At 45.4% G+C, this 18040-nt stretch carries 22 protein-coding genes and 1 tRNA gene; 17 read left to right on the forward strand and 6 right to left on the reverse strand.

All coding sequences use genetic code 11. The annotated features are described in order from the left end of the window. The first annotated feature begins 4 nt into the window (after positions 1 to 4). Both atpD and atpC read left to right on the forward strand, forming a co-directional pair. A complete protein-coding gene (gene atpD / locus LI091_RS05555; protein ID WP_015525581.1) occupies positions 5 to 1402 on the forward strand; it encodes a F0F1 ATP synthase subunit beta in 1398 nt (465 codons plus the stop codon). 9 nt (positions 1403 to 1411) lie between these two features. Beyond that, positions 1412 to 1819 (forward strand): ATP synthase F1 subunit epsilon, encoded by a 408-nt coding sequence (gene atpC, locus LI091_RS05560; protein WP_015525582.1) that lies wholly within the window; start codon positions 1412 to 1414, stop codon positions 1817 to 1819. A 60-nt stretch (positions 1820 to 1879) separates the two neighbouring features. Here atpC and LI091_RS05565 read toward each other — a convergent pair whose 3' ends face one another. From LI091_RS05565 to LI091_RS05575, 3 genes are read right to left on the reverse strand one after another with little or no spacing between them, the layout of a single operon-like run. Further along, entirely contained in the window at positions 1880 to 2560 is a 681-nt protein-coding gene (locus LI091_RS05565; RefSeq protein WP_015525583.1) for a hypothetical protein, read from the reverse strand. Positions 2561 to 2564: 4 nt separating this feature from the next. After that, entirely contained in the window at positions 2565 to 3059 is a 495-nt protein-coding gene (locus tag LI091_RS05570; RefSeq protein ID WP_022427141.1) for a hypothetical protein, read from the reverse strand. Continuing rightward, a complete protein-coding gene (locus tag LI091_RS05575) occupies positions 3060 to 3593 on the reverse strand; it encodes an RNA polymerase sigma factor (RefSeq protein ID WP_059086212.1) in 534 nt (177 codons plus the stop codon). Between the two features lie 141 nt (positions 3594 to 3734). On the opposite strand from LI091_RS05575, the gene LI091_RS05580 reads away from it, so the two are divergent. Further along, positions 3735 to 4895: an alanyl-tRNA editing protein gene (locus LI091_RS05580; protein WP_161209133.1), complete on the forward strand. Its 1161-nt coding sequence runs from the start codon at positions 3735 to 3737 to the stop codon at positions 4893 to 4895. A gap of 5 nt (positions 4896 to 4900) precedes the next feature. Continuing rightward, entirely contained in the window at positions 4901 to 5791 is an 891-nt protein-coding gene (locus tag LI091_RS05585) for an amidohydrolase family protein (protein WP_161209131.1), read from the forward strand. On the opposite strand, the gene LI091_RS05590 is transcribed toward LI091_RS05585, so the two are convergent. The 3 genes from LI091_RS05590 to LI091_RS05600 form a co-directional block, all read right to left on the reverse strand. Next, positions 5761 to 6924: a hypothetical protein gene (locus tag LI091_RS05590; RefSeq protein ID WP_161209128.1), complete on the reverse strand. Its 1164-nt coding sequence runs from the start codon at positions 6922 to 6924 to the stop codon at positions 5761 to 5763. The genes LI091_RS05585 and LI091_RS05590 overlap by 31 nt on opposite strands. Before the next feature lie 26 nt (positions 6925 to 6950). Beyond that, positions 6951 to 7151, reverse strand: coding sequence for a hypothetical protein (locus LI091_RS05595; RefSeq protein WP_021652824.1), 201 nt, complete (start codon positions 7149 to 7151; stop codon positions 6951 to 6953). Between the two features lie 127 nt (positions 7152 to 7278). Next, positions 7279 to 8043 (reverse strand): GNAT family N-acetyltransferase, encoded by a 765-nt coding sequence (locus LI091_RS05600; RefSeq protein WP_022427138.1) that lies wholly within the window; start codon positions 8041 to 8043, stop codon positions 7279 to 7281. A 228-nt stretch (positions 8044 to 8271) separates the two neighbouring features. Between LI091_RS05600 and LI091_RS05605 the strand changes: the two genes are divergently transcribed. The 13 genes from LI091_RS05605 to LI091_RS05665 all read left to right on the forward strand — a co-directional run bounded on the left by LI091_RS05605 (position 8272) and on the right by LI091_RS05665 (position 18039). Continuing rightward, positions 8272 to 8448 (forward strand): hypothetical protein, encoded by a 177-nt coding sequence (locus LI091_RS05605; protein WP_173732680.1) that lies wholly within the window; start codon positions 8272 to 8274, stop codon positions 8446 to 8448. 108 nt (positions 8449 to 8556) lie between these two features. Continuing rightward, positions 8557 to 8628: transfer RNA gene (locus LI091_RS05610), tRNA-Glu, on the forward strand. A 79-nt stretch (positions 8629 to 8707) separates the two neighbouring features. Then, positions 8708 to 9862, forward strand: coding sequence for an N-acetylglucosamine-6-phosphate deacetylase (gene nagA / locus LI091_RS05615; RefSeq protein WP_173732679.1), 1155 nt, complete (start codon positions 8708 to 8710; stop codon positions 9860 to 9862). Between the two features lie 234 nt (positions 9863 to 10096). After that, complete coding sequence (locus LI091_RS05620) at positions 10097 to 10609, forward strand: prepilin peptidase (protein WP_173732678.1); 513 nt, start codon at positions 10097 to 10099, stop codon at positions 10607 to 10609. Further along, positions 10606 to 11619, forward strand: a complete 1014-nt coding sequence (locus tag LI091_RS05625; RefSeq protein ID WP_021652830.1) for a hypothetical protein — start codon at positions 10606 to 10608, stop codon at positions 11617 to 11619. Before LI091_RS05620 ends, LI091_RS05625 begins: the two co-directional genes overlap by 4 nt. Further along, positions 11616 to 12806 (forward strand): CpaF family protein, encoded by a 1191-nt coding sequence (locus tag LI091_RS05630; RefSeq protein ID WP_092071684.1) that lies wholly within the window; start codon positions 11616 to 11618, stop codon positions 12804 to 12806. The genes LI091_RS05625 and LI091_RS05630 overlap by 4 nt, the downstream gene beginning before the upstream one ends. Then, positions 12803 to 13585 (forward strand): type II secretion system F family protein, encoded by a 783-nt coding sequence (locus LI091_RS05635; RefSeq protein WP_173732676.1) that lies wholly within the window; start codon positions 12803 to 12805, stop codon positions 13583 to 13585. Before LI091_RS05630 ends, LI091_RS05635 begins: the two co-directional genes overlap by 4 nt. A gap of 9 nt (positions 13586 to 13594) precedes the next feature. Then, entirely contained in the window at positions 13595 to 14620 is a 1026-nt protein-coding gene (locus LI091_RS05640) for a type II secretion system F family protein (protein WP_021652833.1), read from the forward strand. 44 nt (positions 14621 to 14664) lie between these two features. Beyond that, on the forward strand, positions 14665 to 14835 hold the full coding sequence (locus LI091_RS05645) for a Flp1 family type IVb pilin (RefSeq protein ID WP_044962312.1): 171 nt from the start codon (positions 14665 to 14667) through the stop codon (positions 14833 to 14835). A 59-nt stretch (positions 14836 to 14894) separates the two neighbouring features. Beyond that, positions 14895 to 16388: a DUF5702 domain-containing protein gene (locus LI091_RS05650; protein WP_202885275.1), complete on the forward strand. Its 1494-nt coding sequence runs from the start codon at positions 14895 to 14897 to the stop codon at positions 16386 to 16388. Positions 16389 to 16583: 195 nt separating this feature from the next. Next, a complete protein-coding gene (locus tag LI091_RS05655; RefSeq protein ID WP_227588442.1) occupies positions 16584 to 17183 on the forward strand; it encodes a hypothetical protein in 600 nt (199 codons plus the stop codon). Positions 17184 to 17194: 11 nt separating this feature from the next. Further along, the gene (locus LI091_RS05660) at positions 17195 to 17611 is read left to right on the forward strand and encodes a prepilin peptidase (RefSeq protein ID WP_173732626.1); all 417 of its coding nucleotides are present in this window, start codon (positions 17195 to 17197) and stop codon (positions 17609 to 17611) included. Then, on the forward strand, positions 17608 to 18039 hold the full coding sequence (locus tag LI091_RS05665; protein ID WP_021652838.1) for a TadE family protein: 432 nt from the start codon (positions 17608 to 17610) through the stop codon (positions 18037 to 18039). Before LI091_RS05660 ends, LI091_RS05665 begins: the two co-directional genes overlap by 4 nt. The last annotated feature ends 1 nt before the right edge of the window (position 18040 follow it).

Here is an 18040-nt window from a genome sequence, read left to right on the forward strand (position 1 = left end):
GACTATGAATAAAGGTAAGATCGTACAGGTTATGGGACCTGTTGTAGACGTTGTTTTTGAAGACGGACAGCTTCCGGATATCAAGGATGCCCTTGAAGTCGAGAACAACGGTAAGAGATGCGTTATGGAGGTGTCCCAGCACCTTGGAAATAATATCGTACGCTGCATCATGCTGGGAGCCAGCGAGGGCCTGCAGCGAGACAGAGAAGTAACAGCTACCGGAAGCGGTATCAAGGTTCCGGTTGGAGATAAAACACTTGGTCGTCTGTTCAACGTTCTTGGAGATACCGTAGATGGCGGTGATTCTCTGGACGGTGAAGAGCATTGGGTCATCCATCGTGATCCGCCTTCATTTGAGGAGCAGAAACCGGCAGTTGAGATCCTGGAAACAGGTATCAAGGTTATCGATCTTCTTGCTCCATATGCAAAAGGTGGTAAGATCGGTCTGTTCGGTGGTGCCGGTGTTGGTAAGACAGTCCTTATCCAGGAGCTGATCCAGAATATCGCTACCGAGCATGGTGGATATTCTATTTTCACCGGTGTCGGTGAGCGTTCCCGTGAGGGTAATGACCTTTGGACAGAGATGAAGGAATCCGGTGTTCTTGAAAAGACAGCCTTAGTGTTCGGACAGATGAACGAGCCGCCTGGAGCACGTATGCGTGTTGCTGAGACAGGACTTACCATGGCAGAGTATTTCCGTGATCAGGAGCACAGAGATGTACTTCTTTTCATTGATAATATCTTCCGTTTTGTACAGGCAGGATCTGAGGTTTCCGCTCTGCTTGGACGTATGCCGTCCGCAGTAGGATATCAGCCTACACTGGCAACTGAGATGGGTGAGCTTCAGGAGAGGATCGCATCTACCAAGGAAGGTTCTGTTACATCTGTACAGGCAGTATATGTACCGGCCGATGACTTAACTGACCCGGCTCCGGCAACAACATTTGCCCATCTGGATGCAACAACCGTTCTTTCCCGTAAGATCGTTGAGCAGGGTATTTATCCGGCCGTAGATCCGCTTGAGTCTACTTCCCGTATCCTGGAGGCAGATATTGTTGGTGAGGAACATTACGAGGTTGCACGTAGAGTACAGGAGATCCTTCAGAAATATAAAGAACTTCAGGACATCATTGCTATTCTTGGTATGGAGGAGCTCTCAGAGGAAGATAAGCAGACAGTATTCCGTGCAAGAAAGATCCAGAAGTTCCTTTCCCAGCCGTTCCATGTAGCTGAGAACTTCACCGGTATCAAAGGTAAATATGTACCTCTGAAAGAGACGATCCGCGGATTTAAGGCGATCATTGACGGCGAGATGGATGATTATCCGGAGAACGCATTCTTTAATGTTGGAACCATTGATGATGTAATTGCAAAAGCAAAAGCCGAGGAGAACCGGCAGTAAGGAGCAGCTATGAGTGAGACATTTGGCCTGGAAATATATGCCAGCAATAAACTGGCTTATGCAGGACGTGCTCAGAAGCTTATTATCCCGGCAGTGGATGGTGAGCAGGGATTTCTTGCCCATCATGCGAATGTTGTAGCTGCCATCATTCCCGGTGAGATGCGTTTTGAGGATGCTGACGGTAATGAGTATGTGTTTGCTGTGAGCAGCGGATTTGTTGAGATGATCAATAACCGTGCCAAGCTGTTCTGCCTCAGCGTAGAGAGTCCGGACGAGATTGATATCCGCCGTGCTCAGGAAGCAAAGGAACGTGCAGAAGAGCAGCTTCGTCAGAAACAGAGCATCCAGGAGTATCATATGAACCAGATGGCACTTGCGAGAGCGATGACACGTCTTAAGGTAACACATAAGCAGTAAATTTAAATCATATAAAAAGATCCATTGTCAGGAAACTGACAGTGGATCTTTTTTTCTCTGTTATTTTGTGGATGAATTAGAATCGGTATTTTCCGGATCAGAAATGGAAGAAGCTTCAGATGCTGTATCTTTGTCGGAGTTATCAGAAGTATGAACAGGCTTTTCTGTCAGCTGCTGATATGGACGATAGGGTTCCCAGTAATGCTCTTCTTTTGTTTCGGTTTCCTGTTTCAGTTTCTTTTTCTGCTGAGTAAGAAGATAAATACCTGCAGCAATGATACCTGCAGCAATGATGATCTGCGGAAGGCTGTTGCAGATATTGTATACATAGTCGACCATATTAGTCGGTACAATGAAGTACAAAAGACTTGTGAAACGACTCCACAGGATGCAGATACCAAACAGGATCAGGATCCATGCAGCTGCACTTTGATGCTTTTGTAAGAATTTTCCCATATCACCGGAAAGCTGATCCATGTGAAGAATGTAATTATCCTCTACAGAGTAGAATTCTTCTTCTGACAGGGATTTCAGATTATGGACATTAAAAAAACTATAGAACCATATCACCGGGAGAAACATGGCCAGCCATCCAAGACCGGTTATGGATGCCAGTGCGATCGATCCCCAGAACAGTAGCATAATGCTAAGTCCCTGTTTTTTAAATCCCATGTACATTTCCCCGGCACCGGGGATCAGGGAAAAGATAAATACCCAGAAACCATGTTTTTGTTTTTTCATAAATTTACTTGCCTCCGTTTATAATTTTATTCGTAAGATCGTTCAGATTATTACTGATCTTCTGAGAATGTTCACTGAGCTGGGAACCTACCTGCATGGAAAGCTGGTTTAGGCCGGAACCAATGTCAAGGGATGAAGAAATCTTAACTTTTGTTTCCGGTGAAGGATGAAGAGCCGTAAAATCTGTCTGAGATACAGAAAAAAGCATGATCAGCGCAACACCCATGCCTACGGCAGTCCGTAAGCCTGCACAGAGAAGCTTCATCCAATAAGCAGTTTCATGTATTTTTCTGGAAGCCTGAACTTCCGGAGAAGCTGCTTTTTTCAGAATTTCATCCTGCAGATAGGATGGAGCATACTCAGAAGCGGCATCCTCATTCTGAAGAAGTTCATCCAGACAGAAGTCACATTGCTCCATATGCTCCAGAAAATGGATCATTTCATCCGTATTCATGGTTCCGTCCTGGAATTTCTGTAATTCATCCTGTGGTATGTGCATCTAATCACTCCTTTCCAGCAGTGCTTTCAGCATAGATCTGGACCGGTAGATCTGCGTCTGGACTGTTTTGATATTTTTATTCTGCGCTTTTGCAATTTCTGCGGCGGTTTTTTCTTCGCAGAAATGCTCAAGGGCAACCTCCCTGTAGGGGCTTTTCAGCGCTACACATAAATGCCGGATCCGATCCTTGAAATCTTTGTCCAGAAATGCCTCCTCCGGGGAAAACTCTTTATCATGGAGCTGTTCAAAATAGGTGTCCTCTGTGGGAATGGTACGTCTGCCGGCTGCTTTCAGATGATCCAGACATTTTCTGACTGCGATCTTGCTGAGCCAGGCTTTTTCGTAGGTGCCATCAAAACGGGAGAGATTTTTGTAGGCGGAAAGAAAAACATCCTGTGTCAGATCCTCGGCGTCAAAGGGATTGCCCACCGATTTCAGACAAATGGAAAATATTAAGTTTTGGTATGTATGTATCAGATATTCCAGATATTCTTCCCGTGTAATGCAATCAGCTCCCTTCTCTTCCCGCTTCATTTATTATAACGCGGAACCTGAAGGAAAGCCTTCAGCTTTTATAGAAAAATATGTAAATCATTGGATAAATGCCGTTTTTATATAGCGGGGAGAGAAAATTTGGTCTATACTATAAGTCGTCAAAGCAGAGATGCAGAAAGGATGAGACAAATGACAGAGACGAAACGTTTATATTATGAAGATGTATATAAAAAAGAATTTACAGCCAAAGTCCTGGAGTGCAGAGAAGCAAAAAAAGGTTTTCATATCATTCTGGATGAGAGCGCTTTTTACCCGGAGGGCGGTGGACAGCCAAGCGATACCGGATATCTCAACGATGTGAAAGTAAAGGAAGTGCATGAAAAGGAGGGAGAACTTCTTCATTATACAGATCAGCCGATGGAAGTCGGAACAGAAGTACAGGGACGCATCGATTGGGAAAGAAGATTTGATCTGATGCAGCAGCATTCCGGTGAGCATATGGTGAGCGGACTGATCCACGAGGCTTACGGATACGATAATGTAGGCTTTCATATGGGAAGCGATACCATTACCATAGATCTGAATGGCCCGTTGGATGAGGCGCAGCTTGCTGAGATCGAGCGGAAAACAAACCAAAAGATATGGGAAGATACGCAGATAAAGATCATATATCCTACAGCGGAGGAACTGGAAAAAATCGACTACCGAAGCAAAAAAGAGCTCACCGGTCAGGTGCGGATCGTAGAATTTCCAGGGGTGGATATCTGTGCATGCTGCGGAACTCATGTGACACATACCGGAGAGATCGGAATGGTGAAACTTCTTTCCGTGGAAAAATTTCGTGAAGGTGTCCGTATTGAGATGATCTGCGGAAAACGTGTGCTGGATTATCTGAACATGGTCAATGACCAGAACCACCAGATTTCTGTAAAGCTTTCCGCAAAAATGGATAAGACTGCGCAGGCAGTGGAACGCCTTCAGGAAGAGAATTTCCGACTGAAAGGACAGGTTGGGCAGCTGGTAGACGACATGTGCCGGAAAGAGGCAGAGCGTTATGCAGGAAGCGGAAGCGTTCTCATCTTTATGGATGGAATGGATGCAGACAGTGTGCGGAAGCTTGCAGACGCCGTGACACAGACCTGCCAGGGCTGCTGTGCGGTATTTTCCGGAAATGCAGACGGAAGCTACAAGTATGCAATGGGCGAAAAAGACGGCGATCTCCGTCAGTTTACAAAAGAGATGAATGCGAAATTAAACGGACGCGGAGGCGGAAAGCCGTTCTTTGTACAGGGGTCGGTGCAGGCATCTGAGAAAGAGATCCGAAACTTTTTTGAACAGTGATGAAAATGTTTGGGGAATGTCATGCACATATATTTCTCAATGGCTATGATTACCGGAAAGCCGTTGAGACACAGAAAAACGGGCCCCGGGATGCACTGATCCGTGCTCATCTTGAGGAATACCGGAAAAGAGGAATCCGTTTTGTGAGAGACGGAGGAGATCATTACGGTGTGTCAAAACGGGCTGCCAGACTGGCCCCGGAATATGAAATTGACTATCGCACACCGGTTTTTGCCATTTATAAAGAGGGGCATTACGGGAAGATCGTTGGAAAAAGCTTTTCAGACATGAAGGAATATCACAGAAGAGTTCTGGAAGCTGCCGCTGAAGGTGCGGATTTTATCAAGATCATGACTACAGGGCTTCTGGATTTTGCAGATCACGGGAAAATTACGGGAACGCCGCTTTCAGCAACGGATGTGAAAGAAATGGTACATATTGCTCATGAAGAGGGATTTGCCGTGATGAGCCATACAAATGGATGCTATGGCGTACAGGCAGCAGTGGAGGCTGGTGTTGACAGTATTGAGCATGGGAACTATATGGATGATGAGACGATTTCCATGCTGGCAGACAGCGAAAGCGTGTGGGTTCCGACACTTGTAACTGTGCGGAATCTTAAAGGCTGCGGCAGATTTGAAGATACGATCCTTGCATCTATTATAAAGACGGGCGAGCAGAATCTGAAGAAAGCTTTTGAAAAGAAGGTTCATGTGGCAGTAGGAAGCGATGCCGGTGCATATCAGGTTCTTCACGGCCAGGGTGTACAGGATGAAAGCAGAGCTTTTTTTGATATACTGGGTGATACGCAGGCAGTACGAAGCTGGATGGAAGATGGAGAAAAAAGGATCCGTACCATCTTCTGTCACGGGTCTTCGAATTTAATACAGGTATAAATATTGGAGGTGCGTGATTTCGCAGGGTTGAAAGTAACCCGGAGATCGGCACCTTCTTCCATTCCGCTTGAGGAAAGGTCCGGAACGTTTTCACGGCTGCAGAGGATCTTTACGCCGTCGTATGTCTGGAGCAGCACGGTATTGGCGGTTGTGCCCAGGATCGTGCCGGTTACAGTAGAAGTAATGTTGCGTACTGAAAGTATGTCCGGATCCTCCCCGGTGATTCCACGGATCTTCATGCCGCTGGTGGATTCACCATTAAATTTACCGGTATAGATAATGTTTACATAAGATCCCGGAGCCATTCCTCCTTTGAAATATACAGGGGCGGAGGAAAGTGAAACTGTCAGTTCCGATCCTGTGGCCTGCGGGATGACAGTCATTGTGCTGGTGCTGACACTTACGATCTTTGCACGGAGATGCTGCTCTTTTTTCTTCGGTTCAGGGGAAGGAGTAGGAGTTGCAGCAGGTACCTTCAGTGGATCCGTATCGGAGACACTGATCACTTTTGTGAAACTGCCGTCATACTGCTTGTTACCCACGAGGGTTTCGTTGATGAATTTACCGCGAAAATGGACATAGACCCACTTGCCGGCCTTGATGCCTTTTTTGTAGTATTGTCTGACACCGGTGACAGGGAAGGTTACGGTATTTCCCTTTTCTGTAACTATCACAAGGGCATTGGATGTGAGTGATTTCACTTTGCCCTTTAAAGTGCGGTCCTCCAGAGGAGTTTCATTATGATATTTGTCGGTTATTTTGATGGGGGAAATGGTGCTGATATCCGTTCCGGAAAGCTGTCCCTGGTAGATCACACTGACCTGATCACTGGATACAACGCCGTATTTGCATTCAAGCCTTGTCTGGGAAACATCAAATACATAGGTTTCTCCATTGCTGGAAATCGTCAGGTGTGTACCGTCAAAATCCAGCAGTGTGCCGGTAAGCTCATCTATATAAACACGTTCTTCCGTGGAAGGCTCCTGATCTTCCTGTTCTGTGGAATCTGAAGCAGTAACGTCTGAAATTTTATCCTGAAGAGAAATAATATGATCATCGATCTGATCATTGCTGCAGCCTCCCGCAAAAAGGGAAAGGCCGAGAATCATACATGCAGCAGACAGTTTTTTCATTTGTGTCCTCCGACCCGGGATAACGGTCAGTCCTGTTTATCTGTAAGATCATGGGTTTCCGACGCCGGTATAAAGTCAAAGATCTGGCGGAAAGAATCCCATTGCTCACGGCTGTCGATTCCATGGTTGATCAGACCCGTGCATTCAGTACAGGCATTGGTATCCAGATAATTATCGTAATAAATATGATAGGGATTTTGGGTGTTTTTTTCCTGCGGATCGTTCATCGGATCAGTCTCCTTATTGATTGATAAGGATCAGTATATGAAGGCAGGAAAGATTTTATACATATTAAGGGTATTATAGCAAAAAGATTTTTTGATTTCTACAGGGATTTACGGAAAATCCATGCATTTACTGAAAACGTGTTCCTACAGGCTGAACACGGAACCAGTAGGTATAGGAATACTGAAATCCAAGAGAGCTGTAAAGCTTTTCTGCGGAAGTATTGTTTTTTACCACCTGAAGATAAGCGTGGCTGGCGCCTCTTTTTTTGCCCTCATTGAGAAGACCGGTACAGATCTGACGGGCATATCCTCTGCGGCGATAATCTTCACGCACATGAATGGCATAGATACCGATGTAGTCGCGATCCAGGATTCCAAGACCTGTGGCAATGATCTCGCCGTTTTTTGTTATGGAAGCGCAGACAGTTTCCTTAAGAATGGCACGGTACATGGAAGGAACGACGCTTCGATGAATCGGATTTGTAGTTCTTTTCAAGTCAAAAAGGCTGTGAATCCAGAAATCCGGAATTTCATTGGAAAAAAGCACATCGGTGACAGGAGCATCCAGAACGGCATTGTCCAGGTCTACAGTCATAACATTTGTTATGTGCTGAACGGAATAGCCCCTGTTTTCCAGCATATAGTCAAAATCCGGGGATACAAGGGGGCTGATCTTAAAGATCGCAGGAGTTCCCAGACGCTTATAGACCTGTTCGCAGTAGGGGATTTTTTCGCGCCATGGAAGTGTGGAGGTTCCGAACTGTTCCACACTGTTGGTCCTGTGCGTATAGAAATAAGAAAAACGTAAGATCCATCCGTCATAAAGTTCCATTTTATGGGAAGGCCATGCGTTCAGTGACATATCTTCGATTTTTTTGATCGTTGTTTCCATAGTATTACCTTTCTGATATGATCAATTTATAAAGTTTATCTGCCAGGACCTGATGCCCCTGTGGTGTGAGATGGATACCGTCAGAAGTTATTGATGCAGGCCCGGACCGTGCAGCTTCCTGATCCAGATCGTTCTGCAGCGGGAGAAAAACGGCGCCATGATCCTGACTGATCTTTTTAATATGCACGGACATCTGTGAAAGAAGGGGAGCCCAGGAAGCGTAGCTGCGTGGCCATGGAAAAACAATTCCTTCTTTCTGTTATACCGGGCGGATCATTATCCGCAGTCGATTATTTTCGTATTGGTGCTTTGATAGTAGCACTTACACCAGCAGTGGTCAAGCGTACGAAATACCGGAAAATGGGTAAAAAACGAATAAACGTGAAAAACATGAAAATTTTTTAAAAAAATTAAAAAAAGTACTTGCATTTTGAAAGAAAGTGTTATATACTAACGAAGTCGGTTGAGGGAAACAACAAAAAACGAAATCAAACGACAGAAACAAAAGAATATGGCCAGTTGGTCAAGGGGCTAAGACGCCGCCCTCTCACGGCGGAAACACGGGTTCGATTCCCGTACTGGCTATTAACTGAAAGCAATCAGAACATGTTTCTGGTTGCTTTTTTGTTTATGATCACAAATGGGGATTTTGGGAGGTTTTACTATGATCATTGATAATGTGTATGTTTTTACACCGGACAAAGCATTTGTAAAAGGCGGGATTATCCTGGATGGGGATAAGATCCGACAGGTTTATGAAGAAAAGGATGTGCCGCAGCTTAGCGGGGATGTTCTGGACGGAAAAGGCTGCTACGCCATTCCGGGACTGATCGATCTGCATTTTCATGGATGCAAGGGAGATGATTTCTGCGACGGAGACAAGGCTGCGATCGGAAGAATCGCGGAATATGAGGCATCGGTAGGAGTTACAGCGATTGCACCGGCTACTATGACTTTACCGGTAGAGGAACTGGAGCAGATCCTCCATACAGCAGCAGAATATAAAAAAGAAACAAAGGACTGCCGTAAGGCGGATTTTCTGGGGATCAATATGGAAGGGCCTTTTATCAGCCCGGCGAAAAAAGGGGCACAGGACGCGAGGAATATCCTGCCATGTAATGTGGAAATCTGTGACCGTTTTTTAAAGGCCTCGGAAGGTCTGGTAAAATTTATAGGGATTGCACCTGAAGAAAGTGAGCATGCAGCAGAATTTATCCGGGAAGTTCATGAAAGGGTCAATGTTTCTCTGGCACATACCAATGCAGATTACGATACAGCAATGGAAGCATGCAGAGCAGGAGCAAACCATGCAGTCCATCTGTATAACGCAATGCCTGCGTTTACGCATCGTGCACCAGGTGTCGTAGGTGCTGTTTTTGATAGTAAGGATGTTATGGCAGAGATCATCTGTGACGGGATCCATATCCATCCGTCTGTTGTTCGAGCTACCTTTCAGATGATGGGAGCTGACAGGATGATCCTGATCAGCGACAGTATGAGAGCTACCGGTATGCCGGACGGCCAGTATACACTGGGCGGACTGGATGTTAAGGTTGTGGGAAGACTTGCCACGCTGGTATCTGACGGTGCGATCGCAGGATCTGCCACAAATCTGATGGATTGTATGCGTACAGTTGTTAAAAAGATGGATCTTCCGCTGGAAACAGCCGTGGCCTGCGCGACCATAAATCCGGCCAGAAGCCTTGGTGTGGAAGAACAGTACGGATCTCTGGAAGCAGGTAAAAAAGCTCATGTGGTACTGCTGGATCAGGATCTGGAACTGAAAGCAGTGATCAAGGACGGAGTAAAGATCCGATAAGATCATAGAAGATAAAGCGATAAAAAATAAAAAGATAAAAAAATTTCAGGAGCAGATGACAGCAAAATTCGTGTCAGAATTTGTCGAACGAAAATGCTGGACAAAATGCTCCTGAAATTCTATAATTAATTTCACCAGAGATCTTCTGGTATCGATCACCGCCAGGTCAGGCGGGAAATCCCATTTTTATCATAACTGAATAAACATATATTTTAAGAAGGAAAGGGGGCGTGTATGTTTCTTTATGGAGAATTATCCGTGGTGATATCTGCGATGGCGGTCTGGATGGATCTTAAAGATGCATCTGTAGATAATGGATGGATCCTTTTTTCTTTTATGATCGGTTTCCTGATTCAGATCACAGAAAACGGGCTGAAAGGTGGAGTGATCTTTTTGGCAGGAGTGGCCGTGCCGGTGCTTCTTTTGGGAACCCTTTTTATATTCCATATGATCGGCGCCGGAGATATCAAGCTTCTGTGCGCACTTGGCGGGATCATGGGGCCGCGGACAGTTATGGAATGTATTGTTTATTCTCTGCTTGCAGGTGCAGGCATTTCTCTGGCAATTCTTATTTCTACAGGCGGTATCCGCCGACGATTCCTTTATTTATATCAGTATATGAATGAGTTTTACTGTACCGGTGAGATACGTCCTTATTACAGAAAGGGGATGAGCTTTCCGGAGAACTTTCATTTTACGGTACCCATATTTTTGAGTGTGGTGCTTTATGCAGGAGGTGTGTATTGAAGAAAAACATATTTGCAGTCTGTGATCTGGAGGTGGATTATGCTTTCAATTTTATGGATTATCTGAACCAGAAAAAGAATCTTCCGTTTGAGATCCAGGCATTTACCACGGCGGAAAGTCTCATTGCCTACGGAAAAGAAAATCATATTGAGTTGCTGCTGATTTCCGATAAAGCAATGCGAAAAGAAGTCCGTGACCTTGGTATCGGAAAGATCATCATTCTTTCAGAGGGTGTGCATCCTCCGGAACTGGATCAGTATTCAAGTGTGTATAAATATCAATCTTCCTCAGATGTGATAAGGGAGGTGATGGCCTGCTATGGAGAAGAGAAGTCTCTTGATCCGGTAACTTTTCCTGTGTTGAAAAAGACAATGGAGATCATCGGTGTTTTTTCTCCTCTTGGCAGGTGTCTGAAGACATCCTTTGCACTTGCGCTGGGACAGATACTGGCGAAAGAACGTGCCGTTCTTTATCTGAATCTGGAATCCTATTCTGGTTTTGAGGAACTTCTTGGGAAAAAATTTCCGGCTAATTTGAGTGATCTGTTTTATTATGTTCGCCAGGGAAATGAAAACCTGATCCATAGAATGAACGGAATGATCCAGACAGTAAACAATCTGGATTTTATACCGCCTGTAAGAACACCTTCAGATATCCGGACCGTGGACTGGGAAGACTGGGAGCGGCTGTTGCAGGAGATCGTACTTCACAGTTCCTATGAAGTGCTGATCCTGGATATGGGAGAAAATGGAGATGAGGATTTCCGGCTTCTGGAAATGTGCAGAAAAATCTATATGCCGGTTTTGAATGACACACTTTCTGTCTGTAAGGTGACACAATTCGAAAATCTTCTGCGTATCTGGAATAAAGAAAAGATCCTGGAAAAAACAGAAAAGGTGCATCTGCCCTTTCATATGGATAGGATCTCTTCTGACGCTTACGTAGAACAGCTGGTCTGGAGTGAACTGGGAGATTATATCCGTGAGCTTTTGAGAAAGGAGCGGTCATGAACAGAGAAAAATTCCGGGAAATGTATGATCTGCTCATGGAACAGCTGGATGTTTCCAGAGAGCTGTCCGATGATGAGATCCTGGGGGTGATCGATGAACTGATATTAACTCAGGCAAGGGAACTGTTTCTTTCACTGAAGGAGAAAGTAGAGCTCAGACAGGAGCTGTTCTGTTCTGTGCGCAAGCTGGATGTTCTGCAGGAACTGATCGATGATGAAAGTGTTACGGAGATCATGGTAAATGGTCCGGATCATATTTTTGTGGAACGTGGAGGAAAACTGACCAGATGGAATAAGGTCTTCACGTCAGAAGAGAAGCTGGAGGATGTGATCCAGCAGATCGTAGGGCGCTGTAACCGGGTTGTCAACGAGTCCATGCCCATTGTAGATGCAAGGCTGGAAAACGGAGCACGTGTGAATGCAGTGGTTTATCCGGTTGCTCTGAATGGTCCGATCCTGACGATCCGTCGTTTTCCGGATGATCCTATCACAATGGAAAAACTGATCGCTTTTGGAAGCATCACCGAAGAATGTGCACAGTTTTTAAAAAAACTTGTTCAGGCAAGATATTCTATTGTGATCGGTGGAGGTACAGGCAGTGGAAAAACAACATTCCTTGGAGCTGTTACAGAATATATTCCAAAAGATGAGCGCCTGATCACCATTGAAGATAATGCGGAGCTTAAGATCCGGGGAATTGATAACCTGGTATGTCTGGAGGCAAAAATGGCCAATATGGCGGGCGCGGTGTCAGTAACGATCCGAGATCTGATCCGGTCAGCCCTTCGAATGAGGCCGGACAGGATAATTGTAGGGGAAGTCCGTGGAGGAGAGGCAGTGGATATGCTGCAGAGCCTGAATACGGGACATGATGGAAGCCTTTCAACACTTCATGCAAACAGCAGTCAGGATATGCTTTCCCGAATTGAAACGATGACATTGATGGGAATCGATCTTCCCCTGGAAGCAATCCGAAGGCAGATCGCTTCCGGGGTAGACATTCTGGTACATCTCGGGCGTATGCGGGATAAAAGCAGAAAGCTGTTGGAAATCACAGAAGTATGTGGATTTGAAAACGGAGAGATCCAGACCAGGCCGCTGTATCGCTGGGAAGAAGGAAAGGGACTTGTAAAAACCGGAGAACTTTTGCATTGTGAAAAAATGAAACGGGCAGGAATCAGACTATGAAAGAGCGGAAAGGAAAGAATCAGAAATGGAGATCTACGAGGAAAGATTACAGGATGTATCATTTTACGGGGAAGGAGACCGCAAAGTATCTTCTGGAGGGAGCTGCCGTATGCGCTGCAGCCGACTATCTGTTTTATCAGAGCCTTCCTGTGTTGCTGTTTATGCTTCCAATACCAGTGCTTTTTCTGAAAATGCAGAGGAAAAAATGCACTGCACGGCAGCAGAGGGAGCTGAATTACCAGTTCCGGGATGCTCTGACGGCCATGAATGTGGCGGTACAGGCCGGCTATTCCGCGGAGAATGCGGTGCGTGCCAGTGTAAAGGATCTGGGGAGACTTTATGAAAAGGGAAGTGATATACTGGATGAATTTCGGTATATCGAAAGCCAGCTGCGTCTGAGTGTTCCGGTGGAAGAGCTGTTCCTGGATCTGGGAAAACGCAGCGGAGTGGAAGATATTGAAAATTTCGCAGCAGTATTTTATACAGCAAAAAGAACAGGCGGGGATATGACGCAGGTGATCCAGAAAGTAGCCAGAATGCTTAGTGATAAGATCGAGGTAAAAAAAGAGATCGAGGCAACGCTGGCCGCAAAGAAATCGGAACAGATGGTTATGAGTATCATGCCGGCCGGTATCATCTGCTATCTGAAACTGACTTCGCCGGGATTTTTGGATGTACTTTATGGGAATCCTTTCGGAATCTGTGCCATGACAGTTTGCATGGTGATCTATGGCTTGTCTTACTGGATGGGTGTGAAGATTGTAGACATAGAAGTGTAGGTGAGGATAATGTGGATACATATTTTGATATTTATGGTGATCCTTGGGGTGTTTCTGGCAGGAAAAATGGGGCGGCTGCCTCCGGAAGCCGGAAATCCGGAAGAAAAGAAACTGTTTATACGGATAGCGCTTACCGGAAATATCATCGGTATGCTCCTGACATTTCAAAGTGGCGGAGATAAGGTTTATTCATCCGGATACCGTATGGAAAAAGAGGAGACAGGTGCTTATGAAGAGAAATTCAAAGTATCTGTAGACGGAGAAGAAGCCGGTTCCCTGTATGTGCAGGTGCCGGAAAAAGAAACAGAAGGATCCGAAGAAGAACCGGAAACAGAACTTAGCGAAGAACAGCAGCGCGAGAAAGAGCTGCAGGACATGATCGTACAATATAATCAGAAAAAAAACGATCCGCAGTACTATTATCTTCCAGATGAATGGAATGGAAAACATCTTGAATGGGAGCAGCCAAAAGACAAAACAGGAAACCTGCTTTCAGCTCTTGGTCTGGCAGCAGCGGCAGCAGCTGTCATTGCAAAAAAACGGGAAGAACAGAATGCTCAGATAAAAAGAAGAGAACAGATGCTGATGGATTACCCAGGACTGATCATGAAATTTACCCTTCTGGTGCAGGCAGGCTTAACTGCCAGAAAAGCGTTCCAGAAAATAGCACTGGATTACGGAAAGAGAGAAGATGGTAAAAAACGTGAGGCTTACGAAGAAATCCGAGTAGCCTGTTATGAGATGGACAGTGGGATTTCCGAAGCAGAGGCTTACCGGAGATTTGGAGAACGGTGCGGACAGGTAAAGTATAAAACTCTGTCAACACTACTGATCCAGAACCTCCAGAAAGGAAGCAGGTATCTGGCCGATCTGCTGGAAAAGGAATCCGTGGAAGCCTGGGAGGAGCGAAAAAGAAAAGCAAGAGTGCTGGGAGATACAGCAGCAACAAAACTGCTTCTTCCGATGGTCTTGATGCTCCTGGTGGTGATGGCGGTGATCATGCTTCCGGCATGCCTTTCCTTTTACGGAGGGTAGGACTGGAGAACAGAGAAAGGAAATGTGAGGTGACAAATGAAAATATGTGGAAGTATGTAAAAGAATTTGCGATGGAAGAGGATGCGGTGGGTGTTGTGGAGATCATCCTGATTCTGGTGGTTCTGATCAGTCTGGTCATCATCTTTAAGGAACAGCTTACAGCACTTGTTAAAAAAATCCTTACAAAAATCACAAAACAAAGCAATACGATCTGAAAATAAGAAAAAACGGTGATATCTGCTGATATTTTCGTTTTGGAAAGGAGAGGTACCCCTTGGCAGGAAATGTGAAAAAAGGCAGCATTACGATCTTTCTGGCTCTGATCTTGAGCCTGGTTCTTTCTCTTGTGTGTGCCAGCATTGAATCTGTACGCATGGCAGCTGCCAGGACACAGATACTTAACAGTATGGATATTGGCTTATATTCCTTATTTGGACAGTATGACCGAACGCTTTTGGAAGATTATGAGCTGTTTGCACTGTATGCAGGTGGAAAAGAAGAACTGGATATGGCTTCTGTATATGATGATTTTCAGACTTATATGAAACCTGTATTGAAACAGAACAGTCAGAAACTGGAGCTTCTCCAGGGCGGATTCAATGGTTATCAGCTTCTGAGCGACGGAAAAGGCGAGATTTTTTACCAGCAGGCTGTTCAGTATATGCGTGAAACTCTGGGAAGCCAGGGGGTACAGACTCTTCTCGGAAAACTGAAGGATCAGGAAAAGAAGACAGAGGATGCAGAGAAAAAAGGAGAACAGGCAGAAAATAAAGGAACGTTGGATTCCTATGATTCTGCTATTACGGACGCCGCGCAGAAGAGCGAAGAAGCAAAAAAAGAACAGGAACAACAAAAAAACCAGGGAGATTTTTCGGATGCAGGAAATGGGGATGATTTTACCGGTGGTGTTGATGAAAGCGTGGAAAATCCTATTCCGATCATCAGAAGAGTCCGTAAAATGGGACTTCTTGATCTGGTAGTACCATCCGAACGGGGAATATCGGATGCGGTTACAGACAGAAAAAGCCTTACATCCGGAAGAAAACTACAGACAGGACTAATGTTGGATACGGATATACGATCCGATAATTCGTATACGTCCGGAATATTGTTTGGACAGTATCTGCTAAAGAAACTGGGAAATTATCGAAGACCGGCAGCGGCGGGGGTGAATTATCAGGTGGAATATATTCTTGGAGGGAAGAACAGTGATCGGGAAAATCTGAAGTCCGTGGCAGGAAAACTTCTGGTGATCCGTCAGGGGGTTAACATGGCGTATCTGCTTTCAGATGGTGGAAAACGGATACAGGTCGAAACACTGGCGCTGGCGATTGCATCAGGTTTTCTGATCCCACCGGCGGCAGCAGTGATCGAAGCGGCACTGATCTTTTGCTGGGCATTTGCGGAGAGTATTCTGGATGTCCGGGAACTTTTTGCAGGAGGACATGTACCTCTTATAAAAAACTCCTCAGACTGGCAGCTGTCTTTGAGTAATCTGCCCAATATCCTGGACAAACTGGATTCTTCAAGAAAGGATGCAGGGAATGGAATGTCTTATGAGGATTATCTTCAGGTTCTGCTTATGGCGAAAGGAAAACAGGATAAAGTTCTGAGAGGAATGGACATGATCGAGTGCTCTGTACGTGAAAAGGGAAAAAGACCAGGTTTTCAGATGGATCACTGCATCACTGCCATGGAAGCGTCTGCAGATGTAAAAGCAAACAGACGGAAAATATTTACAGTTACACGTCAGTATGCGTATGAATAGAAAGAGAGGTGTACAGGGATGCTTTTTCAGAAAGAAAAAGAAGATAAAAATCAGATAAACAGACTGGATCAAAAAAGAGAAAGGCGCTCTCGAAGAGCTTTTTTCCTGCTTTCCCCGATAAGCCGGAAAACGCTTTCTGGAAAAGTATCCCTGTGCACCTTTCTGAAAAAAGCAAGTCTCACTCTGGAGACTGCGATGGCTTTGCCGCTGTTTTTTTTCGGAGTGCTCACGCTGCTTTCTTTTATGGATATTTACAAGGTACAGACGGAGCATCTGACCGGCTTGTGCCAGAAAGCAAAGGAAGCAGGTATGTATGCGTATGGTGCCGGCGGTTCAGGTACAGAAACGATCACATTGCCGGACATATATTCCTACCAGCCCATAGGCGGTCTGATCCCGCTTCCTAAAATATGGTTTCACAATACGATAAAGGTCCATACGTGGAATGGTGTGGTATACGAAAATGGAAAGGATACAGTGGAGAGCCAGCCTATGGTGTATGTGACAGAATCAGGAAGTGTGTATCACAGAAAACTGGGGTGCAGTTATCTGAATCTGTCTGTTCAGCAGATATCAGGCTCTTCGGTTAAAGCTTTAAAAAATGCATATGGAGAAAAGTATCAGGCCTGTGAGCTGTGCAGTCGTGGGCAGGAACCGGCCGGAGTGGTATATATCACAAAAAAGAGTAACCGTTTTCATAACAGGGAAAGCTGCAGCGCATTGAAACGATCTGTACGGATGGTGAAAGAAACAGAGGTTTCCGGTGAAATGAGTGCCTGCGGGCGATGTGGCTGAAGGGAGAGATCATGAGCAGTGTAAAAATTTGCATGACTGTACTTCTTGTAATTAATACCTGGACAGATATCCGAAAAAAAGAAATCTGTTTACCGGTGCTTTTTATATTTCTGGCAGGCGGAATCCTGTGGCGGATCAGGCAGGGGCTTCTCTGGCCGGCAGGGATTATTTCCATGGGAATCGGAGTATTTATAATTTTGACCGCTTTGATCAGCGGAGGAATGGTCGGATTTGGAGACGGATTGCTGATACTGACAATGGGCTCTGTGCTGGGAGCCGGAGAACTGGCAGGGATCCTCTGTGGGGCATTATTGTTGTGCGGAATCTACTCAGGCATTGAGTATCTTATGCTAAAAAAGAGTCGAAGTGAGGAAATTCCTTTTGTACCGTTTCTGCTGATCGGATATTTGGGAGGGATATTTTTGTGAGAAAAATAAAAAAGGGGAGCTTTACAATAGAAGCTGCATTGCTCATGCCTCTGGTGCTTATGATACTGATCGGAGTGCTGTATCTGGATTTTTTTGTACATGACAGAGCATATCTCACTGCGGCAGCTTATGAGGCAGCAGTCAGCGGCAGTATGGAAGGATATAAAAAGAAAGGGAACATATATGAAAAGGCGGATATACAGGGTAGAATGCTGGGAGATATCGGGCTGCCGGGAGGAGAGAATCTGAGCATGCAGACAAATGCAGGAAAAACTGTGAAAGTAACTTACAGACTGGAAGTACCTGCCGGGTTCCTGGGGCAGAAATGGAAGCTGGAAGTCAGTGGTAAGGCAAAGCCTCTGCGGCCTGTGGGATGGATCCGCAAGGTAAAAGGAACTGTGGATATGCTGGGAGAGGTGACGCCATAAA

The organism is Blautia sp. MSK20_18, from assembly GCF_020553125.1.
Classification (GTDB): Bacteria; Bacillota; Clostridia; order Lachnospirales; family Lachnospiraceae; genus Blautia_A; species Blautia_A fusiformis.